The organism is Comamonas sp. DB36 (assembly GCF_057914905.1).
Map to the genome: position 1 here is coordinate 3708479 of NZ_CP196631.1, position 24765 is coordinate 3733243.

General features: G+C 67.2%; 26 protein-coding genes. 10 read left to right on the top strand and 16 right to left on the bottom strand.

Features of this window, described 5'->3' with window-relative positions; all coding sequences use genetic code 11:
* Positions 1-26: 26 nt before the first annotated feature.
* On the top strand, positions 27-995 hold the full coding sequence (locus tag ACSVDO_RS17385; protein ID WP_489593658.1) for a DMT family transporter: 969 nt from the start codon (positions 27-29) through the stop codon (positions 993-995).
* A 3-nt stretch (positions 996-998) separates the two neighbouring features.
* Here the strand turns inward: ACSVDO_RS17385 and ACSVDO_RS17390 are convergent, their stop codons facing one another.
* From ACSVDO_RS17390 to ACSVDO_RS17405, 4 genes are read right to left on the bottom strand one after another with little or no spacing between them, the layout of a single operon-like run.
* Complete coding sequence (locus ACSVDO_RS17390; protein WP_489593660.1) at positions 999-1352, bottom strand: DUF1304 domain-containing protein; 354 nt, start codon at positions 1350-1352, stop codon at positions 999-1001.
* 53 nt (positions 1353-1405) lie between these two features.
* Positions 1406-2383 carry a zinc-binding dehydrogenase gene (locus ACSVDO_RS17395; RefSeq protein WP_489593662.1) on the bottom strand — a complete coding sequence of 326 codons (978 nt, stop codon included), beginning with the start codon at positions 2381-2383 and terminating at the stop codon, positions 1406-1408.
* Between the two features lie 31 nt (positions 2384-2414).
* Complete coding sequence (locus tag ACSVDO_RS17400) at positions 2415-3092, bottom strand: type 1 glutamine amidotransferase domain-containing protein (protein WP_489593664.1); 678 nt, start codon at positions 3090-3092, stop codon at positions 2415-2417.
* Entirely contained in the window at positions 3089-3730 is a 642-nt protein-coding gene (locus ACSVDO_RS17405; RefSeq protein WP_332534830.1) for a TetR/AcrR family transcriptional regulator, read from the bottom strand. Before ACSVDO_RS17405 ends, ACSVDO_RS17400 begins: the two co-directional genes overlap by 4 nt.
* Positions 3731-3883: 153 nt before the next feature.
* Here ACSVDO_RS17405 and ACSVDO_RS17410 point away from each other — a divergent pair, with 153 nt between their 5' ends.
* On the top strand, positions 3884-4129 hold the full coding sequence (locus tag ACSVDO_RS17410; RefSeq protein WP_332534831.1) for a hypothetical protein: 246 nt from the start codon (positions 3884-3886) through the stop codon (positions 4127-4129).
* A 2-nt stretch (positions 4130-4131) separates the two neighbouring features.
* Here ACSVDO_RS17410 and ACSVDO_RS17415 read toward each other — a convergent pair whose 3' ends face one another.
* A complete protein-coding gene (locus tag ACSVDO_RS17415; protein WP_489593667.1) occupies positions 4132-5016 on the bottom strand; it encodes a DMT family transporter in 885 nt (294 codons plus the stop codon).
* An 89-nt stretch (positions 5017-5105) separates the two neighbouring features.
* Between ACSVDO_RS17415 and ACSVDO_RS17420 the strand changes: the two genes are divergently transcribed.
* The 6 genes from ACSVDO_RS17420 (at position 5106) to ACSVDO_RS17445 (ending at position 11254) form a co-directional block, all read left to right on the top strand.
* Complete coding sequence (locus ACSVDO_RS17420; RefSeq protein ID WP_489593669.1) at positions 5106-6443, top strand: aminotransferase-like domain-containing protein; 1338 nt, start codon at positions 5106-5108, stop codon at positions 6441-6443.
* A 109-nt stretch (positions 6444-6552) separates the two neighbouring features.
* Positions 6553-7536: an ion transporter gene (locus ACSVDO_RS17425; protein ID WP_489593670.1), complete on the top strand. Its 984-nt coding sequence runs from the start codon at positions 6553-6555 to the stop codon at positions 7534-7536.
* A 139-nt stretch (positions 7537-7675) separates the two neighbouring features.
* The gene (locus ACSVDO_RS17430) at positions 7676-8176 is read left to right on the top strand and encodes an OmpA family protein (protein ID WP_332534836.1); all 501 of its coding nucleotides are present in this window, start codon (positions 7676-7678) and stop codon (positions 8174-8176) included.
* A gap of 188 nt (positions 8177-8364) precedes the next feature.
* Complete coding sequence (locus tag ACSVDO_RS17435) at positions 8365-10326, top strand: hypothetical protein (RefSeq protein WP_489593672.1); 1962 nt, start codon at positions 8365-8367, stop codon at positions 10324-10326.
* Positions 10327-10359: 33 nt separating this feature from the next.
* Complete coding sequence (locus ACSVDO_RS17440; RefSeq protein ID WP_489593674.1) at positions 10360-10854, top strand: type III secretion system chaperone; 495 nt, start codon at positions 10360-10362, stop codon at positions 10852-10854.
* 13 nt (positions 10855-10867) lie between these two features.
* Positions 10868-11254, top strand: a complete 387-nt coding sequence (locus tag ACSVDO_RS17445; protein ID WP_489593676.1) for a type III secretion system chaperone — start codon at positions 10868-10870, stop codon at positions 11252-11254.
* Between the two features lie 11 nt (positions 11255-11265).
* Here the strand turns inward: ACSVDO_RS17445 and ACSVDO_RS17450 are convergent, their stop codons facing one another.
* Genes ACSVDO_RS17450 through ACSVDO_RS17465 form a run of 4 tightly spaced genes read right to left on the bottom strand, consistent with a single transcriptional unit; the run spans position 11266 to position 15551 of the window.
* Positions 11266-12738, bottom strand: coding sequence for a phospholipase D-like domain-containing protein (locus ACSVDO_RS17450; RefSeq protein ID WP_332534844.1), 1473 nt, complete (start codon positions 12736-12738; stop codon positions 11266-11268).
* A gap of 46 nt (positions 12739-12784) precedes the next feature.
* A complete protein-coding gene (locus ACSVDO_RS17455; protein ID WP_489593678.1) occupies positions 12785-13516 on the bottom strand; it encodes a prephenate dehydratase domain-containing protein in 732 nt (243 codons plus the stop codon).
* On the bottom strand, positions 13513-13899 hold the full coding sequence (gene arsC, locus ACSVDO_RS17460; protein ID WP_489593680.1) for an arsenate reductase (glutaredoxin): 387 nt from the start codon (positions 13897-13899) through the stop codon (positions 13513-13515). The genes ACSVDO_RS17455 and arsC overlap by 4 nt, the downstream gene beginning before the upstream one ends.
* 23 nt (positions 13900-13922) lie before the next feature.
* Positions 13923-15551 carry an ABC transporter permease gene (locus ACSVDO_RS17465; protein WP_442881584.1) on the bottom strand — a complete coding sequence of 543 codons (1629 nt, stop codon included), beginning with the start codon at positions 15549-15551 and terminating at the stop codon, positions 13923-13925.
* 101 nt (positions 15552-15652) lie between these two features.
* Here ACSVDO_RS17465 and ACSVDO_RS17470 point away from each other — a divergent pair, with 101 nt between their 5' ends.
* Positions 15653-16720, top strand: a complete 1068-nt coding sequence (locus ACSVDO_RS17470) for an ABC transporter ATP-binding protein (RefSeq protein ID WP_489593682.1) — start codon at positions 15653-15655, stop codon at positions 16718-16720.
* An 89-nt stretch (positions 16721-16809) separates the two neighbouring features.
* Here the strand turns inward: ACSVDO_RS17470 and ACSVDO_RS17475 are convergent, their stop codons facing one another.
* A complete protein-coding gene (locus ACSVDO_RS17475; protein ID WP_489593684.1) occupies positions 16810-17766 on the bottom strand; it encodes an IS110 family RNA-guided transposase in 957 nt (318 codons plus the stop codon).
* Positions 17767-18039: 273 nt separating this feature from the next.
* Here ACSVDO_RS17475 and ACSVDO_RS17480 point away from each other — a divergent pair, with 273 nt between their 5' ends.
* Positions 18040-18363, top strand: coding sequence for a GIY-YIG nuclease family protein (locus ACSVDO_RS17480; RefSeq protein WP_489593686.1), 324 nt, complete (start codon positions 18040-18042; stop codon positions 18361-18363).
* A 107-nt stretch (positions 18364-18470) separates the two neighbouring features.
* On the opposite strand, the gene ACSVDO_RS17485 is transcribed toward ACSVDO_RS17480, so the two are convergent.
* From ACSVDO_RS17485 to ACSVDO_RS17510, 6 genes are all read right to left on the bottom strand, one after another.
* Complete coding sequence (locus ACSVDO_RS17485) at positions 18471-19232, bottom strand: amino acid ABC transporter ATP-binding protein (RefSeq protein WP_489593687.1); 762 nt, start codon at positions 19230-19232, stop codon at positions 18471-18473.
* 12 nt (positions 19233-19244) lie between these two features.
* On the bottom strand, positions 19245-20351 hold the full coding sequence (locus ACSVDO_RS17490; RefSeq protein ID WP_489593689.1) for an amino acid ABC transporter permease: 1107 nt from the start codon (positions 20349-20351) through the stop codon (positions 19245-19247).
* Positions 20348-21394, bottom strand: coding sequence for an amino acid ABC transporter permease (locus tag ACSVDO_RS17495; protein WP_332534859.1), 1047 nt, complete (start codon positions 21392-21394; stop codon positions 20348-20350). The genes ACSVDO_RS17490 and ACSVDO_RS17495 overlap by 4 nt, the downstream gene beginning before the upstream one ends.
* Positions 21391-22410, bottom strand: coding sequence for an amino acid ABC transporter substrate-binding protein (locus tag ACSVDO_RS17500; protein WP_332547625.1), 1020 nt, complete (start codon positions 22408-22410; stop codon positions 21391-21393). The genes ACSVDO_RS17495 and ACSVDO_RS17500 overlap by 4 nt, the downstream gene beginning before the upstream one ends.
* Positions 22411-22536: 126 nt before the next feature.
* Positions 22537-23292 (bottom strand): lysophospholipid acyltransferase family protein, encoded by a 756-nt coding sequence (locus tag ACSVDO_RS17505; RefSeq protein ID WP_489593692.1) that lies wholly within the window; start codon positions 23290-23292, stop codon positions 22537-22539.
* A complete protein-coding gene (locus ACSVDO_RS17510) occupies positions 23285-24580 on the bottom strand; it encodes a dihydroorotase (RefSeq protein ID WP_332547623.1) in 1296 nt (431 codons plus the stop codon). The genes ACSVDO_RS17505 and ACSVDO_RS17510 overlap by 8 nt, the downstream gene beginning before the upstream one ends.
* Positions 24581-24765: the final 185 nt, after the last annotated feature.

Below are 24765 nucleotides of genomic sequence, written 5' to 3' on the forward strand. Positions count from 1 at the left end.
CGCGGCCAAACAGCGACAGTACAGGCATGTCCCTGCACACGCTTTCCGCCCCCCTCATCGACCGAAGAACCTTCACGGGCATTGCCTGCGCCATGGCCGCCGGCGCGCTCTGGGGCCTGGTGTTTCTTGCGCCCGAACTGGCAAACGAGTTCACACCGCTGCAACTCGCCGCGGGGCGCTTCCTGGCCTACGGCATGTTTGCCGCCGCCCTGCTCTGGCCCCGCTGGCCTGCGCTCAAAGCCAAGCTCGCCGCGCGCGACTGGTGGGTGCTGTGCGGCCTGAGCTTTCTGGGCAACGCGCTGTACTACGTGCTGCTGGCAAATGCGGTGCAGCGTGGCGGTATCGCGATGACGTCGCTGGTCATAGGCTTTCTCCCCGTGGCGGTCACGGTGATAGGCAGCCGGCAAAGCCAGGCCCTGCCGCTGCGCCGGCTCGCGCCGTCATTGCTGCTGGGGCTGGCCGGGGCGGCCTGCATAGGCTGGGAGTCGCTGGGCGGGCAGGCCGCGCGCGGCGGTCTCGCGGGCGTGCTGTGCGCGGTAGGCGCGCTGGTGTCGTGGACGCTTTATGCGGTCGGCAACAGCCGCCAGCTCGCGCGGCTGCCGCAGGTCTCCGCGCACGACTGGAATCTCGCCACCGGCGTGGTCACGGGCGCGCAGGCCGTGCTGCTGCTGATGCTGGCATGGGCGCTCGAGAGCAATGACCACACGTCGGCGCAATGGTGGCTGTTCATTGCCGTGGTGAGCGGCGTGGCGCTGGCTGCGTCCATAGGTGGCAACGCGCTGTGGAACCGTACCAGCCGCCTGCTGCCGCTCACGCTGGTCGGGCAGATGATTCTTTTCGAGACGCTGTTCGCGCTGCTGTACGGCTTCCTGTGGGAGCAGCGCCTGCCGACCTTCTGGGAAATGGCGGCGATGCTGCTGGTCGTTGCCAGCGTGCTGGCGTGCGTGCACGCGCACCGCCCCAGTCAGCGGACAGAGCACACCAACCTGCCCTAGCCTTCAGACGCCGGCCCACAGCGCCAGCAGCGCCAGCGCCGCCGGCAGCGCCTGGATCAGCAGGATCTTGCGGCTGGCCGTGAAGCCGCCATAGAGGCCGGCAAGCAGCACGCAGGCCAGAAAGAACAGCTGGAACTCCAGCCCCGCGCCGCCGCGCGCCAGGCCGTAGAACAGGCCCGCGGCAAGAAAGCCGTTGTACAGGCCCTGGTTCGCCGCCAGCGTGCGCGTCTGGGCCGCGAATTCCGGCGTCAGGCCGAAAGCGCGCCGGCCCGCGGGCTTCTCCCAGAGGAACATTTCAAGCACGACGATGTAGCAGTGGATGGCCACGACAAGGCCTATGAGAATGCTGGCGATCATGAAGCTGCTCCGGTATCAAACAGGAATCGGCGGCGCGGCGTGCGCGGAAGATCTCAAGGGCGCAACAGTACCTTGCCCTTGCGGCCCGGCTGCAGACTCGCGGCCGCGGCCCGGGACACATCGGCCAGATCGTAGACGGCTTCGACCGGGAGCTTGAGCGTGCCGCTCGCGGCCAGGCCCAGCAGCTCGCCTATCAGACGGCGCTTGTCGTCGACCGACAGCGCCGCGCTGACCTTGCTGCCCCAGAAGCCCTTGACAGTCGCCTGCTTGAAGATCAGGTCGCCCGAAGCAATCTGCATGGGCTCGCCGGCCATGGTGCCGAACGACACCAGCAGCCCGCCTTCGCCCAGCAGCGCCAGCAGTTCGCCGCTGGCCTTGCCGCCAATCGAATCGACCGCGGCGCGCAGCGGCGCGTCGCCGGCCAGCGCGCGCACTTTTTCCTTCCAGCCGGGCTGGGCGGTGGAGACCACGTTCGCAATGCCCAGCGCCGCGAGCTCGTCAACGCCCGCGTCGCGGCGCACCAGGTTGATGGTGTGCACGCCGCGCGCCGCCGCCAGCATGGCCAGGGTCTTGCCTACGGCACCGTTGGCGGTGTTCTGCACTATCCAGTCGCCGCTTTGCACTTCCAGGAATTCAAGCAGCATCAACGCGCTCAGCGGCATGGCAATCAGCTGGGCTGCCGCCTCGTCGGCGATCGCCGCGGGCAGCGGCACCAGCAGCGGCGCGGGCGCGATGAAATATTCGGCCCAGCTGCCGTGCACGCCGGCGACGGCAACGCGCTGGCCCGGCGCCACGCCCTGCACGCCTTCACCGAGCGCATCGACCGTGCCCACCGCTTCGCTGCCGCCTATCGCGGGCAGCGTGGGCTTGTAGCCGTACTGGCCGCGCACGGTCCACAGATCGTGGTTGTGTATGGGCGACAGCAGGGTCTTGATGCGGACTTCGCCCGGACCGGGCTGGGGCACGGGGCTTTCGCCCAGCGCGAGAACGTCGGCGGGTTCGCCGAAAGAGGTGTGGATGGCACTGCGCATGGAGGCTCCTGGTGGATTTTATTGGGATGGCTCAGGCCAGCTGCTGCAGCAGCGCCTGGGCGCAGGCGGCGGAACTGCCGGGGTTCTGGCCGGTGACCAGACGGCCGTCGGTGACCACAAACGATTGCCAGTCGGGGCCTTTTTCGTAATGGCCGCCCAGGCGCTGGAACTCGTCTTCGATCAGGAACGGCACCACCTTGGTCAGGCCCACGGCCTCTTCCTCGCTGTTGGAAAAGCCCGTGACGCGGCGACCGGCAATCCAGGGCTTGCCGTCGGCGCCGCGCACCTTGATCAACGCGCCGGGCGCGTGGCACACCAGCGCCGCGGGCTTGTCGGCGCGCGCAAACGTTTCGAGCAAGGCGATCGACGTGGCGTCATTGGCCAGATCCCACAGAGGACCGTGGCCGCCGGGATAGAACACCGCGTCGAAATCGGCCGCATTCACCTGGGCCAGGGGCAGCGTGTTGGCCAGCAGTTGCTGGGCTGCGGGGTCCTGGCGAAAGCGCTCGGTCTCGGCGGTCTGGGCGTCGGCTTCGTCGCTTTTCGGATCGAGCGGCGGCTGGCCGCCCTTGGGCGAGGCCAGCGTGATGTTCGCGCCCGCGTCCTTGAACACGTAATACGGCGCAGCGAATTCCTCGAGCCAGAAGCCGGTTTTCTTGCCGGTGTCACCGAGTTGATCGTGCGAAGTCAGTACCAGAAGAATGTTCATTTTGAAGTCCTTTCAGGGGAGGGAGACGCCACGGCGGGCGCCCGGTGATTGCAGGCCAGCAGATGTTCGGTAGCCGCCAGCGCCTGGTGCAGCGGCGTCCTGTCGCGCCCGAGCTTCGCCAGCAACGCCGCACCCAGCCACATCTGGTAGAGCACCTGGGCCAGGGCCTGGGCATCGGCGCCCGGCGGCAGCGAGCCGTCTTCGCGGCCTTCGCGCACGGCAGCGGCAATGCGCGCCACCAGCGCGGCCACGCCGTCGTTGAGGATGCGGCGCATGTCTTCGGACAGGTCGGCGACTTCGGCGGCCAGCTTCACGACCAGGCAGTCTTCGGCCCAGCCGCGGTGCTCGGCCGTGCCCAGCCAGGCCTGCCAGTACGCCATCACGCGATCACGGCCGCTGCTGTGCTCGGCCAGCAGGGCCTGCAGGCGCTGGCCATAGTCGGCGACATACTGCTCGAGCAAAGCGCAGCCAAAGGCTTCCTTGGAGGCGAAGTAGTGATAGAACGAGCCCTTGGGCACGTTGCAGGCCGTCAGCAGCTCCTGCAGCCCGACGCCGACAAAGCCCTTGCGCAACACCAGCGCATGGCCGGAGTCCAGCAGCTGCTGGCGCGTGGCTTCGGCTTTCTTGGTCAATTTCATGCCTGTATTTTATACAGAATAGACCAGTCGTCTAGTTTTTTGATGTCGCCTGGAAGACAGGACAGCTGCATCCGCCGCCATGACCCCAGCCTTGGCGCGAATGGCATGCTGCGGGCACAATCGCCCTCCCCTTCACTGTTTCATTGCCGCACCATGCCCGCCACCGAAATCACCGTCACCTCCGCTGGCAAAGTCGCGGGCCAGGAACTGCTGGTTCCCACGGGCCAGGAAGGCGCGCATTACGCGCATATCCAGGACTGGCTCACGGCCCAGCTCAAGGCCAAGAAATCGGTGCGCGACGTGAGCCAGAAAGTGCTGGTCAAGGGCATCAAGCAGTGGGCGGTCTATGAAGGCAAGTCGGGCGGCAAGCCCGTGCGCTGGGTGTTCAAGATCACCTGAAGTCAGCGCGCGGCCACGGGCATGGCGGGCGCGAAATGCCTGGCGCCGACAACGCACAGAATGACAGCCAGCGTCACGCCCACCATGCCCAGACTTACGGCTTCGTGCAGCAGACCCGCGGCCAGCGCCAGGCCGAAAAACGGCTGCAGCAGCTGCAGCTGGCCCACCGCGGCAATGCCGCCCTGGGCCAGGCCGCGGTACCAGAAGACAAAGCCTATCCACATGCTGAACACCGACACATAGGCCAGGCCCAGCCAGGCGGTGGCGCTCACCTGCGCCATGTCTGCGGGCCAGCGCAGCGCCGCCAGCAGCAGCATCGCGGGCAAGGCCAGCACCAGCGCCCAGGAAATCACCTGCCAGCCACCCAGATCGCGCGACAGCCGCCCGCCCTCCGCATAGCCCAGGCCGCAGATGGCGATTCCCAGCAGCATCATCAGGTCGCCGCGCCAGGACGCCGCCATGCCCTGCGAGGCGGCAAAGCCCATCACCAGCGCACTGCCCAGCAGCGAGAAAAACCAAAATGACGGCTGCGGGCGCTCGCCGCCGCGCAGCACGCCGAAGATCGCCGTCGACAGCGGCAGCAGGCCCATGAAGACGAGCGTATGCGCCGCGGTCACCTGCTGCAGCGCCAGCGCTGTGAGCAGCGGAAAGCCCAGCACCACGCCCAGCGAGACCAGCACCAGCGAGCGCCATTGGTCCGCGGTCGGGCGCCGCTGGCGAAACAGCGTCAGCGCGGCCAGGGCCAGCAGCCCCGCGATGGCCGCGCGGGCGCCGGTGAGGAACAGCGGGTCCAGCTCCATCACCGCAACGCGCGTGGCGGGAAGTGAGCCGCTGAAGATCAGCATGCCGATGAAGCCGCTGCTCCATCCGCTCGATGTTTTGCCCATGATGTGCTTTCTTGTGTGGCGATGTGAAAGCGTTGATGCTAGGCAGCACCATCAATACAATCAAATAATTGTCATGGATACACTGCGCTATGCCCCAAGCCCGCTACAAACCCCTGGTTGACCGACTGGCGAAAGACATTCGCTCGGGCCGGCTGCCGCCGGGCACGCGCCTGCCCACGCACCGCCAGCTCGCGGCGCGCGAAGGCTTGGCGCTGGTCACGGCAACGCGCGTCTATGCCGAACTCGAAGCCATGGGCCTGGTCAGCGGCGAGCAGGGCCGGGGCACGTTTGTCAAGGAGACCGCGCTGTACGCGGGCCAGAGCATAGACCTGCACAGCGCGGCCGCCGACATGGTCGATCTGAGCTTCAACTACCCGTCGCTGCCCGGACAGGCCGAGCTGCTGCGCGTCGCGCTGCGCCAGCTTGCGGGCTCGGGCGACCTCGAAGCGCTGCTGCGCTACCAGCCGCATGCGGGCCGGCTGCACGACCGCGCCATGGTTGCGCGCCACCTGCTGCGCCGCGGCCTGAGCGTGCCGGCCGAGCAGGTGCTGCTGGTCGATGGCGCCCAGCACGGCATCGCGATCACGCTGATGGCGCTGCTGCTGCCCGGCGATGTGGTGGCCGTCGATGCGCTGACCTATCCGGGCTTCCGCCTGATCGCACAGACCCAGCATCTGGAACTCGCGCCGATTGCGGCCGCCGGCGCCGGCCCCGATCTCGAGGCGCTGGAAAAGCTCTGCCGCCAGCGCAGCGTGCGCGCGATCTACACCATGCCGACGATGAACAACCCGCTGGGCTGGGTGATGGATCTGCCGCGCCGCCAGGCGCTGGTGGCCATCGCGCGCAAGTACGGCGTGATCCTCATCGAGGACGGCGCCTACGCGTTTCTGGCCGAGGACCCGCCGCCGCCGCTGGCCACGCTGGCGCCCGAATGCACGGTCTACATCTCAGGCTTCTCGAAGAACATCGCCGCCGGCCTGCGCGTGGGCTTTGTCGCCGCGCCCCTGCCCTGGGTCAGCAAGATGGAGCGCGTGATACGCGCCACCATCTGGAACACGCCCGGGGTGATGACCGCGCTGGTCAGCAGCTGGATAGACGACGGCACGGTGGTGCGGCTGGAAGGCGAGAAGCGCCAGGATGCGCGCGCGCGCCAGCGGCTCGCCACGGAAGTGCTCGGGCCGCTGCCGCGCGTGGGCCACCCCGGCTCGTATTTCGTCTGGCTGCCGCTGGCCGAGGAAGTGCGCGCCGACCGCGTGGCCGTGGCGCTGATGCGCGAGCAGGTATCGGTATCGACGGCGCAGCCGTTCGCGACATCGACCCATGTGCCGCATGCGATCCGGCTCGCGCTGGGCTCGGTCGCGCCCGACGCGCTGCGGCTGGCGCTGGCCAAGGTGCGCCGCGCCATCGAGCAGCACACCGACTGTTGAACGCCGGCGCGGGGCCATTGCTGCCAAGGTGCACGCACTGCCGGCTGCAGCCCGCACAATGCCCGCTGTCGCCCGCGGCATCCCCCCCGTTCTTCCCTGTTGCCTGACCATGCGCCTGTTTGCCGCCTTTCCCGCCTTTTTCCGCGACAACTATCCATCCGCCGAACGCCTGGGCGTGCCCGTGGCGCGCTGGCGCGCCAGCCTTTACCGCACGGTGTTCGAGACCAACACGCAGATGGGCAGGTCGTTCGAGCGCTATCTGACGCTGGCCATCGTGCTGAGCCTGGGCGTAGTGATCGCGCACAGCATTCCCGAGATCTCCCAGGGCTGGCGGCTGACGGCGCTGCGCGCGCTCGAGTGGCTGTTCACGCTGGCGTTCACCGTGGAATACGCGCTGCGGCTGATCTCGGTGCGCAAGCCCTGGCGCTACGCGCTGAGCTTCTACGGCATCGTCGATCTGCTGGCCATCGTTCCAGCCTATCTCGCGATCTTCTTTCCCGACGCGCAATTCCTTGCCGTGGTGCGCGCTCTGCGTCTGGTGCGAACCTTCCACATCTTTCCCGTGCTGCGCGGCTTTCTCGACGAATACCTGATGCTGGGCCGGGCGCTGCAGGCCAGCGCGCGCAAGATCTTCGTGTTCCTCAGCGTGGTCGCGGTGCTGGTGTTCATCACGGGTACCTTGATGTTCGTGATCGAAGGGCCCGAACATGGCTTCACCAGCGTGCCCATGGGCATCTACTGGGCGATCTCCACCGTGACCACCGTGGGCTATGGCGACGTCACGCCAGCAACCTCGCTGGGCAGGTTCTTCGCTTCGGTGATGATGTTGCTGGGCTGGGGCATCCTGGCCGTGCCCACGGGCATTGTCGGCGCCGAGATCGCACGCAGTCCGCGCGCCAGCGGAACGCGCGCGCGCATGAAAGGCGTCGAATGCCAGGCCTGCGGCGAGAACCGGCATGAGGAAGATGCGCGCTTTTGCCGCCGCTGCGGCACGCGGCTGCAGCCTGCCATGGCACCCGCAGGGCAGGCGCAACCGGCTCCTCACGGCCACGCGCCAGCGACTGCCGAAGCGGACAGCACCTGCAGGCTGTAGGCCCGGCGCGCAAGCCCAAGCCGGCAGCCTGCGACATGGACCCGCGCCCCGTTGACAGGGGCCGGTGGCAGCCCACTACAATCGCTTCACTGCGCGTTTGCGCACGCCACCATTTCACCAATGCAGAGGGAGTTTTGACATGTCCAGCAATTCCGACGACGACAGCCAACAGCGGTTCGCGCTGGGCCTTGTGTTTGCCCTGATCGCCCTGATCGTCTCGACCGTGATCGGCACCGTGGTCTACCAGCGCGTGCTCAAGGCCCCTTCCGCGGCAAGCGGCGCGGTCGTACCAGCCGTGCTGGTCGTCGAAGAAGCGCTGGTGCGCGTCGACAACGGCGTGGTCAAGTTCTACTTCGCCACGGGCAAGGCCGATGTCGCCATCGGTGGCAATGTCGCGCTGGCCGACGTGGTGCGCGGCGTGACGAACGGCAAGCGCGCGCGCATTTCGGGCTTCCATGATGCGACCGGCGATGCCGCCGTGAATGCCGAACTGGCCAAGCAGCGCGCCCTCGCCGTGCAGGCTACGCTGCTCACGCTGGGCGTGGACCAGAACATGATCGAGCTGAGCAAGCCCGAAGAGACCCTGGCCGGCGGCAGCAATGCCGAGGCGCGCCGCGTTGAAGTGATTCTGATCGACTGACCGGTCTCTTCCACCCAGCAGCCAACCGGCAGCCTGCAAGGGCTTGCCGGTTTTTTTGTGCCCGCAGCAGGACCGGGAAAGCCCTGCGATGGCGGCGATGGAACTGCGTGCAGGTGCCAGTTACCAATGGACGCAAAGCTAGGAATTCACACAACGCAACGCCTATAGGCAACCCAGGAGCAAGACTCATGAGCAGTGTTTCAGGTGGGCCGCTTCCGACTCTGGTCGATCTTTCACCCGCATCCACGGCGTCCTTCAAGCCCTTCAGTGCATTGGCCAAAGTGGCCGAGAAAATCGCGCACGGTCTAGGCAGCATTTTCAAACGCATGGGCTCGCAGCCGGCATCGTTTGGCCCGCAGTTCGGCGTGCGTTTTGCCAGCCAGGCGGCGCCAGGCACGACGCTCAACGGATACCGCGTGCTCGGCGACAAGGCCAAGGGCGTCGAGCCCGGATTCACCGCGCTCAAGGACTGGCAAGCCGACGATGATGCCCACCTAAGACAGCCCGGCCATGCGCTGCATGGCGCCGCCAGGCAGTGGGTCGTGGAGCAGATGCGCGCCGGCGTGGGCCCCCATTGCCCGGCTCTGGCACAGACAGTGCACGCGGCGGTGGAGCTGCTCGCGCACGAAGGCGCTGGGGATGCCGCGCGCGCTGACATGCTCAAGACCATGCAGGACCCGCAAAAAGGCAGGCTCCACTTCATCATGTGCACCGACCGCCAGCTGGTCAACGAGATCGCCGAGCACGCGCTCACGCTGCTGGTGGAGAACGACAGTCCCATCGAAACAGCGCATGTGCATGACGCGCTCAAGCAGCACCTGATGGAAACACAGCCGAAGTTCACCGAAAAGCACTACATCAAGCTGGACTACTACGAGGCCAACAAATCGCTGACCGGCAACTACACCATCCCCTACGCCAAGACCAAGACAATCGGGTACTTCCCCGTCGTGAGCAACCTGCTGCACAAGCTGGGCAAATCCATTTCGCCGCGTGAAATCAATCAAGGCGCGGTCAACGAGAAGCTGGCAAACGACCTGATGGGCGTGCTGGGCATGAAGACCCAGACGCTGGATCTGGTCAAGGCCACCTATGCCGACGGCACTCCCAAGCTGATGCTCGACAGCACGCACATCCAGGGCTTCAACGATTTCGACGGCAAAAAGGATGCCGCCAAGGGCAGCATCTACATCAAGGACGGGGTACTGGTGAAGAACAGCCGGCTGCCCACGGATTCGCCCGGCGAGTTCAACGGCCCGCCGCAGCTGCATACCGGCATCGAGGAACTGGGCGACAAGAAAGTGATGATGCTGCTGCTTGCCGATCGCGACGCCCTGGGCAGCAATGGCGGCAACAAGGGGTATGTGGCCAACCAGTTCTTCGCCATAGACCCCGGCCATGCGCTTGAAGAAAAGTTGCTGAGCAAGCGTGGCGATGTCAAGAGCGATCTGTCCTTTGACCCGGCCTCGGCAGCGGGACCCAGGGACTACAAGAACTTCAGCATCTTCGACCAGTCGACCTTTGCCCAGAAGATGGAAGGCGTGCGCAAGCTGCAGCAACTCCAGGGGCGCGACAGCGCATTGTTTGACGAATACGCCAAGCAATACGGCCCGGAGAACGGCAGCGAGGCGCTGGACTTTCGTGACCAGTTGCTCGCGACCCAGGCGCAGTACATTGGCCGCAGAAACGACATACTGCAGACCTTCTCCAGCCGCCTGGCGGTCGACAACTACGCGTTTGGCGCGCAGGTCGACAACGACCCCGCGCTCAAGCGCAACTACCGCGACCAGACGCTCAACCTGCTTGACGGCCTGGAGAAGCTCACGTCGACCACCGTGGGCCGCGCCGACGGCAAGAAGGACGGCGTTCGCCTGAACATCCCGCAGGTGCGCAAGCCCGCAGACCGCAAGGCATGGGATGTGCGCCAAAACGGCGACAACATCGTCTTCAGCTTCCATGGAAAGCCTGCGGAAGCCAGGAAGATGCTGGAGACGCTCAGGGATTTCTGCCGCCAGACCAGCGTCCAGTCGTTGCCGGACTTCGCGACCGACGGCGCCGGCGCCATCACGCTGAGCGTGCCCAGGGACCAGATACTGCAGGCGCAGTCAGCCCTGGACTACAGCCGGATCATGCAATACAAGCACGGCTGATCGCCGCCCTTCACTTTCTCATTGGAAGCCTTCATGAACGCCGTCGCATCCTCGCAGCCCTACTCGCCCCAACAGGTCCTGGCCCAGGCCTTCGACCTGGAGCCGGCGCTGCTTTTCAGTGAAACCGGCCAGGGCCAGATACAGCTCGACGGCGCCTTGCTGCATCTGCAGCTCTATCAGGAAAATGCCAACGTGCTGCTGCTGATGGCCGACCTGGGACAGCTGCCGGCCAACGACCGGCGCGTCATTTACCAGCAGATGCTGGTCGCCAACAGCGGCTGGAGCGCGCTGGCCGGCGGTGCGCTATGCACCAATGAGAGCGGCGAGCGCGCGCTGCTGCGGCTGCGGCTCGATCTGAACACGCTTGACAGCGAAAAGCTGACCCATTGGCTCACGGCCTTTGTGACCGCGGCCGAGCATTGGGCCGCGCAACTGGGGGCTGCCTCGCCGGTCCCCGATCAGCACGCAGGCGCCATCACGGCGTCGCCGCAGAGCGTCGCCTTCCTCCACCCCATCCATCTGGCCTGAGCCGCGCAAGAACATGCCCACTCTCGATTTTCCAGGATTGGTACAACGCTACTGTCAGTCCGTGCGCCTGCCTTCGCCTGTGCTCGACAATGGCGCACTGTGCGTGATCGAGCCCGAAGACAGCAGCGCCGTGATTCTTGCCTGGGACGAGGAGCGCGACGATGTCGTGATCATCGTCCCGCTGGACACCCGGTCCGCCGAACTCGACAGGCAACAAGCCCATGACATTCTTTGTGCGGCTTTCGTCGGGCAGAACCTGCGCGGCGCGGCCGTGGGCATAGACCCGACGACGGGCGTGCTGACGCTGTGGCGCCGGCTGGCTGGCGAAGCCGCGAGCCTGTCGCGGCTGACGCTGGATATCCGCAACACCGTCGAAGTGGCGCAGGAACTGCGGCGCTGAAAGCGCTGCGCTCAGAGCTGGAAGCCGACGGTGCGCACCATGCCTTCGAAGATATCGCGCGGCCACGACGGCCGGCGCAGCACATAGGGATCGGCGCCGGCGAGCAGCGCCTCGTGCCAATCCTGCAGCCACTGCACTTCGGCCCGGCCGTAAAACGCGGTCATGGCCTCGTAGTTGAGGAACAGGCTGCGCGCGTCGAGGTTGAGCGAGCCGCTGAGCGCCCATTCGCCATCGACCAGCACGCATTTGGCGTGCAGCATGCCGGGCAGCAGATGGATTTCGGCGCCGGCCTGAGCAAGCTGGCGCAAGGCGCGCTCGCGCGCCCAGTCGGCGAGGCGGTGGTTGGAACGCCGCGGCAGCAGCAGACGCAGGCGCACGCCGCGCCGGCAGGCCAGCGTCCAGGCAGCGAGCAACGCATCATCGGGAACGAAATACGGCGTCACCGCGACGATGCTTTCGCGCGCCTGGAACGCCGCGGACAGCAGCAGCGCGTGCAGCGTGTCGTCGGCATGATCGGGGCCGCTGGGAATCCACTGCGTCCAGGACTGGCCCGGCGCGGGCGCGAGCGCCGCGGGCCGCACCACCGCGGGCGCGCGGTGCTTCTTGCGGTGGATGCGCCCCGGCGCGGCGCGCCAGTCGGCGTCGAACTGCGCCAGCGCCTGGGCCGCAAGCGGGCCTTCGACGACAAAGCCCAGGTCTATCCAGGGCGGCGCGCCGTTCTTGCCGATGAAGTATTCGTCGGCAAGATTGCGCCCGCCGCTCCACAGCAGCCGGGCATCGGCAACCACGAGCTTGCGGTGGTTGCGCAGATTGAGCCGGCCGTAGAGCGGGTTGTGCAGCAGCGGCATGAAGCGCCGCACGGCAATGCCCATGCCGCGCCAGTCGCGCAGCAGCGTGCGCGGCGTCTGCAGGCTGCCGATGGCGTCGATCAGCACGCGCACCCGCACGCCGCGCGCGACGCAGCGCTGCAGGGCCTGGGCCACCTGCTCGCCCGTGGTGTCGGCGGCCAGCACATAGGTGCTGAGCACCAGTTGATCCTGTGCGCTGTCTATCGTCGCGAGCAAGGCCGCGAGCGCCTCTTCGCCGCTCGACTGGAACTGCACACGCGTGTTGCGCATGGCTTCGGGCAGGTCGAGCGCACGCAGCAGGCGGGCCACCCATTCGGGCGGCGCCGTGCCCGCGTCTTCCACGCCATCGCCCAGATAGCCCTGGTCGCCCCAGGTCTGCGGCGCCGGCAGCGCCGCCGGTTGGCGCTGGACGGGGCGCAGGAACTTGCGGCTGCCTATCAGCAGGAACAGCGGCAGCGCGCCGTAGGGAAAGGCGATCATGGCCACGACCCAGGCCAGCGCGGCCGAAGGGTGGCGGCGCTGCTGGCCTATGCGCGTGGCCACCATGTAGACCAGCAGGCTCGCGATGACCACGATGCTGTGGCCCAGGCCCGAAAGCAGCGCCAGCGTGGTCAGGTGAAAGGTCAGCAGGTTCATGCCCCCAGCATAGCGGCTGTCGCCTTGCGGGCGCTGCGTGCCGGCCCTACGGCGGCCCCGCCGCGGCGTGGGCCAGCGCGAACGGGCCCAGCCAGGGCTGCCGTGCATCGACCACGGTGGCGGGCCGCGCGGCCCTGGCCAGCAGCCACCAGCGGGTCTCGTTATGCGGGCCCTGCTCTATGCCGTCCTGCAGCACCGCGAGCCCGTGCAGCGTGGCCGCGAGCGCCGGCCCCAGGCAGGCCAGCGCCTGATCGTGCGCCGCCGCGACGGCCTGGGCCGCGGCGCCGGCCGAGGTGCTAGGCTGCAGGGCCAGATGCGGCAGATGCTGGCGCAACCAGGGAGCGGCCTCCTGCAAGGCCACGGGGTGGGCGCAGACCGCCTGCAGCTGTGCCAGCGCGACACCGGGGCGCGCCATCAGGCTGTAGCCCAGCTGCAGCCGGCATTCGCCCACGACCTGCAGCACGGGGCCAGGCAGCTGGCGCCAGGTCTCTTCAAGCAGCGCCAGCACTAGCGGCAGATAAGGCGTGGCGCCGACCAGGCGCGTGCTCACGGGCAGGCAGACCGCATCGACCGAGCCGCGCGCCAGCGCCTGCAGGGCTTGGTCTGCAGCCATGGCCTGCATTGCGGGTCCGGGCTGCAACTGCGCAGTATCGCGCCACTGCAGACAGGCCTGATGGGTCCAGGTACCGGCCGGCCCAAGATAGGCCAGGCGCCGGCCGGGCGCGCGCAGCGCATCGGGCCAGCGCGAGTAGACGCCGGGCGCGCAGCCCGGTTTCATGCGGGCAGCAGCGCCAGCACTTTCTCGGGCGGACGGCACAGCGCCGCGCCGCGCGGCGTGACGACGATGGGCCGGTTGAGCAGCACCGGGTGGGCGGCAACCGCGGCAATCAACTGGGCATCGGTGACCGCGGGTGCCTCGAGCTGCAGTTCGGCGTGGACCGTCTCCTTGCTGCGCAGCAGATCGCGCACCGGCATCTGCAGTTGCGCGATCAGCGCCGTCAGCGCGGCGGCATCGAGCGGCTGGGCGATGTAGTCGACGATGGTCGGCTCTATGCCGCGCTCGCGTAGCAGCGCCAGCGCACCGCGCGAATTGCTGCAGCGGCTGTTGTGGTAGATCGTGACCGGGAAATCCGTGGCGGGGGAAGAAGGGTTCTGGCTCATGGCACCAGTTTACCCAGCGCCCGTCACTTCGAACGCAGCGTGCGGCTCAGCATGATCACCGGCACCAGCCCCACGGCGACCAGCGCCAGCGAGGGCAGCGCGGCTTCGCCCAGGCGCTCGTCGCGCGCGAGCTGGTAGGCGACCACGGCCAGGGTGTCGCTGTTGAACGGCCGCAGCACCATGGTCGCGGGCAGCTCCTTCATCACGTCGACAAACACCAGCAGCGCCGCCGCGGCCGTGGAGCGCTTGAGCAGCGGCCAGTGCACGCGCGCCATCAGGCCCCAGCTGCCCGTGCCCAGCATGCGCGCCGAATCATCGAAGCTCACGGGAATGCGCGCATAGCCGCTTTGCATGGACTGCAGCGCGACCGCGCAAAAGCGCACCAGATACGCCCAGACAATGCCCGTGGCCGTAGCCGTGATCAGCGATGCCAGGCCCCAGTCGGGCGCGGCCGCCTGCAGCCAGCCCACGGGCAGCAGCAGGCCGACGACAATCACCGCGCCGGGCACGGCATAGCCCAGGCTGGCAAGCTGCACCACGCCACGCGTGAGCGCGTCGGGGCGGCGGCGCACGGCAAAGGCCAGCGCCAGCGCGATCGCCACGGCCAGCACCGCGGTGATGCCGCCCAGGCGCACGCTGTTCCAGGCCCAATCGAGAAAACGCGACCAGGGCAGCACCGACCAGTCGGCCGCCAGCGGGCGCAGCATGAAGAACACCGGCGCGACAAAGCCCATCAGCACCGGCAGCAGGCAGACCAGCCAGGCGATGGCGGCATGCGTGCCGCGCAGGCGCATAGGCTGGGCTTCGGCCGAGCCCGCGCGGCCCACGCCGTTGGTCACGAAACGCATGCGCCGCTGGGCGCGCACTTCGACCTGCAGCAGCACAACCACCAGCACCAGCAGGAAGGTGGCGAGCTGGGCCGCGGCAATGCGGTTGTCCATCGACAGCCAGGCCTTGTAGATGCCGGTGGTGAAGGTCTGAATGCCGAAATAGCTCGCGACGCCGAAATCGGCCAGGGTTTCCATCAGCACCAGCGCCACGCCTGCGGCCACGGCCGGACGCGCCAGCGGCAGCGCCACCGTGAGAATGCGCCGGCGCAGCGGCGCGCCCAGCAGGCGCGCGGCTTCCATCAGGTGCGCGGCGCGCTCGCCCAGCGCGGTGCGCGCCAGCAGATAGACATAGGGATAGAGCGAGAAGATGAACACCCAGACCGCGCCGCCCAGGCTGCGCACTTCGGGCAGCAGCCGGCCTTCGAGGCCGTAGGTTTCGCGCAACCAGACCTGCAGCGGGCCGCTGAACTGCAGGAAATCGGTATAGGCATAGGCAGTGACGTAGGCCGGCATGGCCAGCGGCAGCAGCAGCAGCCATTCGAGCGTGCGCCGGCCGCGGAAATCAAACAGCGTGACCATGGCCGCGGCCACGGTGCCGACCACGGCCGCGCCCAGCGCCACCATCAGGCCCAGCCAGACCGTGGTCCAGACATAGCCGGGCAGCACGGTGGACGCCATTTCGCGCAGGATGGGACCGGCCTGGGTGTCGGTGCCGCCCCAGGGCAGCCAGGCGGCGAACACCGCGAGCACGGGTAAGGTGAGCAGCAGCGCCAGCAGGATCAGGGGCAGGGAGCGGAAGGCAAGAGTGATGCGGCGCAAGATATAGCTCGGCTGGGGGAGGGAGGCACGGGAGCTGCGGCGTCGGCCAGGGCCTTTCGCGCAAATGCGAATTCTAAGCATTTGCACCGCCCTACAATCAAGGAATGTTTCTCAAGGTCTCCCAACTCGGGGTGCGCTATGCCGGCCGCCCGCAGGCCGCCGTCCAAGGCGTTTCATTGAACCTGAACGCCGGTGACATCGGCGTGCTGATCGGCCCCTCGGGCTGCGGCAAGACCACCTTGCTGCGCGCCGTGGCCGGGCTCGAGCCCGTGAGCAGCGGTGAAATCCGCCTGCAGGACCAGATCGTCAGCAGCGCCACGGTCTCGCTGCCGCCCGAACAGCGGCGCATAGGCATGGTGTTCCAGGACTACGCGCTGTTCCCCCATCTGAGCGTGGGCGCGAACGTGGCCTTTGGCATCCACACGCTGCGCAAGAGCGAGCAGGCGCAGCGCGTTGCCGAAGTGCTGACGCTGGTGGGCCTAGAAGGCAGCGCCGCGCGCTTTCCCCACGAGCTGTCGGGCGGACAGCAGCAGCGCGTCGCGCTGGCGCGCGCGCTCGCGCCGCGCCCGCAGCTGATGCTGCTCGACGAACCGTTTTCCAACCTCGATGTCGACCTGCGCGAACGCCTGGCGCACGAAGTGCGCGCCATTCTGAAAGCTGCGGGCGCGACCGCGCTGTTCGTGACCCACGACCAGCTCGAGGCCTTTGCCATCGGCGACGTGATCGGCGTGATGAACCACGGCGAGCTGCACCAATGGGACGACGCCTATACGCTGTACCACCGGCCCGCGACGCGCTTTGTCGCCGATTTCATAGGCCACGGCGTGTTTCTGCCAGCGCGCCTGGTGATGCGCGAGAACGGCGTGGTCGCCCAGACCCCGCTGGGCGAACTCAGCGACATGGCCGAATGCCCGCTTCCCGCAAGCTACCCCGATGGCGAATGCGACGTGCTGCTGCGCGCCGACGACGTGGTGCATGTCGACGACGCCCCGGTCAAGGCGCAGATCGTGCGCAAGTCATTCCGCGGCTCGGAATTCCTCTACACCATGCGCCTGGCCAGCGGCCAGACCGTGATGGCCCATGTTCCCAGCCACCACAACCATGAGATCGGCGAATGGGTGGGAATGGCGCTGGCGATGGAACATGTGGTGGCGTTCCCCAGGGAAAAGTAGCGCCTGTCTGAGGGCAGGCCGTTCATCCTTCGACAGGCTCAGGACGAACGGGAGACCATCCCGTTCGCCCTGAGCTTCTATGGTTTTCGTCAAGCGTTTACCGCCATCCGTGAACCATCGAAGCAGCTTTTCTGCTTGAACAGCGCGAACGCTACACGCAGCAGTTTTCGAGCAAGCACGATCAGCGCAGCTGTCGTGCTCAATCCCTTTTTGCGCTGAGCCTCATACAACCCGCTCCAAGTCTTGGTTCGCGCAGCTGACATCGCGGCTGCAAACAGCAGGCGCCGGATCTCCGGCCAACCCCGCTTGGACAGCCGCCTTTGGCCCATCTTCTTGCCCGAATCATTCGGGCGTGGGTCCAGTCCGGTGAATGCAACCACTGCATCCGAACTACGTTCTTGCATACGCCCGAACAGCATCACAAGCAGCGATCCGCAGACCAGACCCAGTCCTGGTACAGAGGTAATGTGTTCGAATGCCTGTTGGCTGGGTGGGTCCATCTTGATGGCCGCAGCAAGTTTCGCATCGACGCGCTCGATGGCTTGCTTCAACGCCTGAAGCACCGGGGCATCCAAGCTCTTGAGCATCTTGCTGTGGCTGCCCGCTTGCGTCAGCGCGCTGCGCTGACGCACCAAGGTTGCGCGGTGGCCAATGAGTTCACGCACTTCTTCTTGGGTCTGTGTGGGCGGCTGCCATTGGCGCAGTTGCTCATGCTCACGGCAAACGTAGCGCGCCAGCATAAGGGCATCAATGCGGTCGGTCTTGCCGCGCTGGCCCACAGACTGCGCATAGCGGCGCGCGTCCAGCGGGTTGAGCACATAAACGCTCAGGCCTGCTGCATGTGCAGCCTGTGCCAGCGCCTGGTGATAGCGGCCTGTCGATTCAAGCCCTATCGCGCATCCACAAGGCAGTGCGCGCAGCAACTGGGCTATACCTTTGGCGGTGTTGTCGAATCGCTGCACACGAGTCTGTCCCTGAATGGCGACGTCCAAATGCGCGCTTGCCACATCCACACCAACAAAATTAGTAGCTTGTTGGATCTTCATCGCTCAAAATACGAGTGCCGGGGTGGACCCTGCTGTCGGCGTGAGCTTGCAAGAATTGGCGATCGAGACTGCAAATGCAGGTGACGTCGCCAGGTTCCTTATCGACGCTCGGCGCAGGGATGGGGTAATGACTCAAGAAGTCGGTCCGTTGGGTCTAAAGCAACGGCCGATGCCTGTCGATGTCCCTCCATCCCGGCTCCTCGCCCTTTCTTGAAGTTTGGTTGATGGAGACCAAACCATACAAGCTTGTCGAAGGGCAAAACGGAGAACCCCATGGGCTTCTGGGTCTACATCCTGCGCTGCCACGACGGCAGTTATTACACCGGGCATACCGATGCGCTGGAGCGGCGGATTGCGGAGCACGCTTCCGGCGCTTTCACTGGTTGCTACACCTTCCAACGACGGCCCGTAGAGTTGGTCTTTGCGCAGGAAGTTGCCACGCGGGAAGAAGCGCTTGCGGCCGAACTGCAGATCAAGGGCTGGAGCCGTCGCAAGAAGGAAGCGATGATCCGGGGAGATTGGGCCGAGGTTTCGAGGCTGGGACGTTCATCCTTCGATCCTTCGGCAGGCTCAGGACTCAGGACGAACGAGGATTGAACACCCTGCTCTATTTAAGATTTTCAACCTTCTCCACCCCGTTCGCCCTGAGCCTGTCGAAGGGCGTTTCAGGGCGCAGCCTGCTACAGGCAAACCCTGAACAAGACCTACTTCCGCCCCAGCAACTTATCCAGAAACTGCTGAGCCCGCTCGCTCTGCGGATTGGAAAAGAACGCATCCGGCTGCGCCTGCTCGATGATCTGCCCCTGGTCCATGAACACCACGCGGTCGGCGACCGAGCGCGCGAATTCCATTTCGTGGGTCACGCAGACCATGGTGATACCCTGGCCCGCGAGTTCGACCATGACGTCCAGCACCTCGTGCACCATCTCCGGGTCCAGCGCCGAGGTGGGCTCGTCGAACAGCAGGATCTGCGGCGCAAGGCACAGCGCGCGCGCTATCGCCACGCGCTGCTGCTGGCCGCCCGAGAGCTGCTGCGGAAACTTGTGCGCCTGCTCGGCAATGTGCACGCGCTCGAGCTGGGCCAGCGCCTGGGCTTCGGCCTCGGCGCGCGGCAGCTTGCCGACATTGCGCGGCGCCAGCGTCAAATTGTCGAGCACGCTCAGGTGCGGGAACAGATTGAACTGCTGGAACACCATGCCCACGCTGCGGCGCACCTGCTGCACTGCGCGCAGGTCTTCGCGGCCCTCGACGGCCAGCGCCACGCCGCCCACCGACAGGCTGCCTTCCTGGAAAGGCTCGAGCGCGTTGATGCAGCGAATCAGCGTCGACTTGCCCGAGCCCGAAGGGCCGCAGACCACGAGGCGCTCGCCGCGCGCGATCTCCAGATCGATGTCGCGCAGCACATGGAAGTCGCGCCCGAACCATTTGTTCAGGCGCTCGAAGCGGACCATGGGAGTGTCTGGCATGCAGCTTTTCTTTCAACGGGCCAGGCCGCGTGCATGCCGCTGCTCGACCCAGAGGCTGTAGCGTGACATGGCCGCGCAGACCACAAAATAGATGGCGGTGATGAACAGGTAGCCCTCCACCATGAACGGGCGCCACTCGGGGTCGCCGCTGAGCGCCAGGCCCAGCGATCCGGTCAGCTCGTAGAGGCTCACGATGGTGATCAGCGAGCTGTCCTTGAAGATAGAGATGAAGCTGTTCATCAGCCCCGGCACCACGGCGCCCAGCGCCTGGGGCAGCACCACCAGGCGCTGCGTCTGCCACCACGACAGGCCTATGCTGTTCGCAGCCTCAAGCTGGCCCAGGGGAACCGACTGAAGACCGGCGCGCACGGTCTCGGCCAGATACGCCGCGGCAAACAGCGCTATGCCCAGCAGCACGCGCACCAGCACGTCGGGCGTAGCGCCCACGGGTAGGAACAGCGGGAACAGAAAGCTCGCCATGAACAGCACCGAGATCAGCGGCACGCCGCGCACCAGCTCGATGAACAGCGCGCACAGGCCGCGTATCGCGGGCATGCGCGAGCGCCGGCCCAGAGCCAGCAGCACCGCGAGCGGACAGGCCAGCACGATGGACAGCGTGGTCAGCATCAGCGTCAGCGGCAGACCGCCCCAGCGCTCGGTGGGCACTTCGGCCAGGCCGGCGACGCCGCCGCGCATCAGCGCGAAGAACACTGCCCAGACCAGCACCCAGGCCAGCACCAGCCAGCGCGTCCAGAAACGCCGCATGCCGCTGGCAATCACCAGCGCCAGCAGCAGGCCGGTGGCCAGCACCGGGCGCCATTGCTCTTCGAGCGGGTAGCGGCCCAGCAGGATCAGTCGGTGCTTCTCGGTGATCACGCCCCAGCAGGCGCCCATGCCGCGCGCGGCCTGGCAGGCGTCGGCATCGGCCTGCCAGACGGCGCGCCACAGCAGCCAGTCGAGCGCGCCGGGCAGCGCCCACAGCGCCCAGGCGAGCAGCGCCAGCGTGGTCAGCGTGCTGACCCAGCTGCCGAACAGTTCGCGCCGCACCCAGGCGCGCAAGCCGCCTGAACGGGGAGGAGCGGGCCGGGCAGGAATCGTTTCGCGGGGCTGCATGCTCATGGCTCCTGGCGCGCGAGATCGCGCTGGTCGAGCCGTCCCATCAGCAGCGCGGTGGCCAGCGACAGCGTGAGGTAGACCAGCATCACGATGGCAATGCACTCGAGCGCGCGGCCGGTCTGGTTGAGGCTGGTGTTGGCAATCGACACCAGATCGGGGTAGCCCACGGCCACGGCCAGCGAGGAATTCTTTGTCAGGTTCAGATACTGGTTGGTCAGCGGCGGCGCCATCACGCGCAGCGCCTGCGGGCCGGTGACCAGGCGCAGCGTCTGCCAGCGGCTCAGTGCAATGCTTTGCGCGGCTTCGATCTGGCCGCGCGGCACGGCGGCAATGCCGGCGCGCACCACTTCGGCAATGAAGGCCGCGGTGTAGAACGTCAGGCCCGCGAGCACCGCGAGAAATTCGGGCGACAGCGCCGCGCCGCCGTCGATGGCAAAGCCGTCGATGACGGGAACGCTCCAGTGCCAGCCATCCGCGCCGTGCACGGGAAAAGGCAGCACCAGCCCCGACTTGCTGAGGAACACCGATTGGCCCCAGGTCCAGGCTTCGGTGGTGTCGGGCAGGTATTCGACCAGCAGCAGATACCACACCAGCAGCTGCACCAGCAGCGGAACGTTGCGAAACAGCTCGACATAGCCGCGGCACAGCGCGCGCACCGGCAGGTTGCGCGAGAAGCGCCCCACCCCGACCAGCGCGCCCAGCAGCGTGCTGAGCACGATGCCCGCGAGCGCCACGCGCAGCGTGTTGAGCAGGCCGACGACAAACGCGCGCAGGTAGGTGTCGGTGGACTCGAACGCAATCGGCTGTTCGCCTATGTCGAAGCCCGCGGTCTGGCGCAGAAAATCCCAGCCGCTGCGTATGCCGCGCGCGGCCATGTTGGCCTGGGTGTTGTAGACCAGCCAGCCGAGCAGCGCCACGACGCCCAGCAGCGCCAGCAGCTGCCAGACCCGCGCGCGCGTCGCGGGGTGGTGCCAGGACCAGCCCGGGCGCGCGCGCGCCGGCGCGCGCCGCGCGGGAATCAAGGCTGCCGGGCGCGGTTCGCTCATCGCACCGGCAGGGCGTACATCAGGCCGCCGTCGGTCCAGAGCTTGTTCTTGCCCCGGGCCAGGCCGACCGGCGTCTTCTCGCCGACGTTGCGCTCATAGATCTCGCCGTAGTTGCCCACGGCCTTGATCGCGCGCACCAGCCATTCCTTGTCCAGGCCCAGCAGCTTGCCCGTGTCCTCGGTCTTGCCCAGCAGGCGGCCAATGGTCGGGTCGGTGGTATCAAGCTTGAGCTTGTCGACGTTCGCCTGGGTGATGCCGTTTTCCTCGGCCTCGACCAGACCGTGCACGACCCAGCGCACCACGGCCAGCCACTCGTCGTCGCCGCGGCGCACCAGCGGGCCCAGCGGCTCCTTGGAGATCAGGTCGGTGAGGATCACATGCTCTTTCGAGTCCTTGGCTTCCTTGGCGCGCACCGAGGCCAGGCCCGAGGCATCGGTCGTATAGGCCTGGCAGCGGCCCGCGAAATAGGCGGCGTTGGCGGCGTCGAACTTGTCGAACACCACGGGCTTGAGGTTGAGCTTGTGGATGCGCGAGAAGTCGGTCATGTTCTTCTCGGAGGTGGTTCCGGCCTGCACGCAGACCGTAGCGCCCTTGAGCTGCTTGGCGCTTGTTACCTTGGTCTTGGCCGGCACCATGAAGCCCTGGCCGTCGTAGAACACCACGGCGGTGAACGCCAGGCCCATGGATGCGTCGCGCGTCAGCGTGACCGAGGTGTTGCGCGACAGCACATCGACTTCACCCGACTGCAGTGCGGTGAAGCGCTGCTGCGAGACCAGCGGCACCCACTTGACCTTGCCCGCATCGCCCAGCAGCGCCGCGGCGATCGCCTTGCCCACGTCCACGTCGAGACCGCTCCACTGGCCCTTGCTGTCGGCGGCCGAGAAGCCCGGCACGCCGCTGCTGATGCCAATGCTGATCTGGTCGCGCTGCTTGATGGTGTCTAGCGTCTTGCCCGCATGGGCCGTGGTCGCCGCGGCCAGCGCCAGGGCCAGCAGGGATAAACGGGAAATTTTCATGGATGCACCTGTAGCTGTGATGTGAAAAAGCGCTGCGTGCAGCGTAACGCAAGCGCTGCGTTCTGCGCGGGACTTCAGGCCTGTAGGTTATCGCGGATTTCCGCGACCCCTATGCGCGAAAAACGACTAAGCGCGCCGGAGACGGTCGACTTCGGCCTGCAAGTCGCGTGCCCAGGTGCGGCGGTCGCGGCCGTCGGCGGTCTGGGCCTGGCCGTAGCCTACACGCGCAATGATCGCCGGCGCGCTGAGCGTGCGCCAGACCGAAGTCCACAGCGGCGTATCGCCCGCGTAGATCGGCGCTTCGCTGTCCTCGCCCGTCGCCGGGTCGATGAAGCGCAGCCCCAGCGGCTGCACGGGCGCGCCCGACTGCAGCGCGGCTTCGATCAGATTGGCGCGAAACGGCAGCAGTTCGCGGCCTTCGCCGGTCGTGCCTTCGGGGAACACCGCCAGCACATCGCGCTGCGCCAGCGCCTGGGCCATGACGTTGACCATGCGCAGCGTGTCGCGGCGCGAGTTGCGATCGATGTAGAGCGTTCCGGCGGCGCGCGCCAGCGTGCCCAGCACGGGCCAGGAGGCGACATCGGCCTTGGAGATGAAGCGGCAGTGGCGCGCGGCGTGCAGCACGGGAATGTCCAGCCACGACAGGTGATTGGCGACCAGCAGCACCGGCCCGCCCACCGGCGGCGTGCCATGCACCTGCAACTCGACGCCCACGCGCGGCAGCAGGCCGCGCGCCCAGGCCTGGACATGGGCGTTGCGCTGCTCCACCGACAGGCGCGGAAAGCGCGTGAAGATGACCCACAGCCCATGCAGCAGATGGCCTGCGAGGCGCAGCAGGCGCGCGCCGGCGCGGCCGCGCCGCGCCCAGCCGGACTCAGCCACGCTCGAAGGCAATGCGCCCCGCGACCAGCGTGCAGCGCACGCGCGCCGGCAGTTCGTAGCCGCCAAACGGCGTGCACTTGCCCTGGCTCACCAGCGCTGCGGGCGTGACTTCCCAATGCGCGTCCGGATCGACGATGCACAGGTCGGCGGCGCCGCCCACCTGCAGCTGGCCGATCTGCTCCCTGAGCTCGCCCAGCGCCGTGCCCAGCACGCGCGCGGGCGCGGCGGTGATCACTTCAATGGCGCGCGCCAGCGGCACTTGCTGCGCCTGCGACCACTTGACGGCCAGCGACAGCAGCAGCTCGACGCCGGTGGCGCCGGGTTCGGCTTCGGCAAACGGCAGCACCTTGGCGTCGTCATCGACGGGCGTGTGATCGGACACCAGCGCGTCTATCGTGCCGTCGGCCAGCGCGGCCGACAGCGCGTCGCGGTCGCGCTGCTGGCGCAGCGGCGGGTTCAGGCGCGCGCTGCTGTCGAAGTAGCCGATGTCGGTATCGGTCAGGTGCAGCGAATTGATGCTGACGTCGGCGGTGACGCTCAGGCCTTCGGCCTTGGCGCGGCGCACCAGCTCGACGCCCGCGGCGCTCGACAGCCGGCACAGGTGAACGCGCGCCGCCGTGCCGCGTATCAGCTCGAAGATCGTGTGCAGCGCAATCGTCTCGGCCGACACCGGCACGCCCGACAGGCCCATGCGCGTGGCCAGCGGGCCGCTGGCCGCCACGCCCTTGCCCAGGTGCATTTCCTGCGGGCGCAGCCACACGGTGTAGCCATAGGTCGCAGCGTACTGCAGCGCGCGCTGCAGGGTCTGGGTGCTGGCCAGCGGCACGTCGGCCTGGCCGAAGCCCACGCAGCCCGACTCGGTCAGCTCGTTCATCTCGGTCAGCACTTCGCCGGCCAGGCCACGCGTGAGCGCGCCCAGCGGGAACAGCCGCGACTGGTGCAGCTTCTCGGCGCGGAACTTGAGCATTTCCACCAGGCCCTGCTCGTCAAGCACGGGGTCGGTGTCGGGCGGGCAGACCAGGCTGGTCACGCCGCCGGCAACGCTGGCCGCCATCTCGCTTTGCAGCATGCCTTCGTGTTCGTGGCCGGGCTCGCGCAGGCGCACGGCCAGATCGACCAGGCCGGGCAGCACCCAGCAGCCCTTGGCGTCAATCACGCGATCGGGCGCGAAGCCCGCGGGCTGGGCGCCGATGGCGGCGATGCTGCCGGCGTCGACCGCGATGTCGCAGACCTGGTCAAAGCCCCGGGCCGGGTCGATGACGCGGCCGTTCTGGATCAGTAGTTTCATACTTCACACCCAATGCCCCGTCCGGTCACGGACGGCTAGCAAAAATTTCAAGTCAAAAATTGATGGCCTATGAAACTGGCGCTCGCCAGCACGGGGACACCGAGGAAGGGCCGCCCCGCACCGAAGGTGTCGTCCCCCTCCACCGAAGGATGAGAGGGGGAAGCGGGGGCCGGCCATCCGGCGCA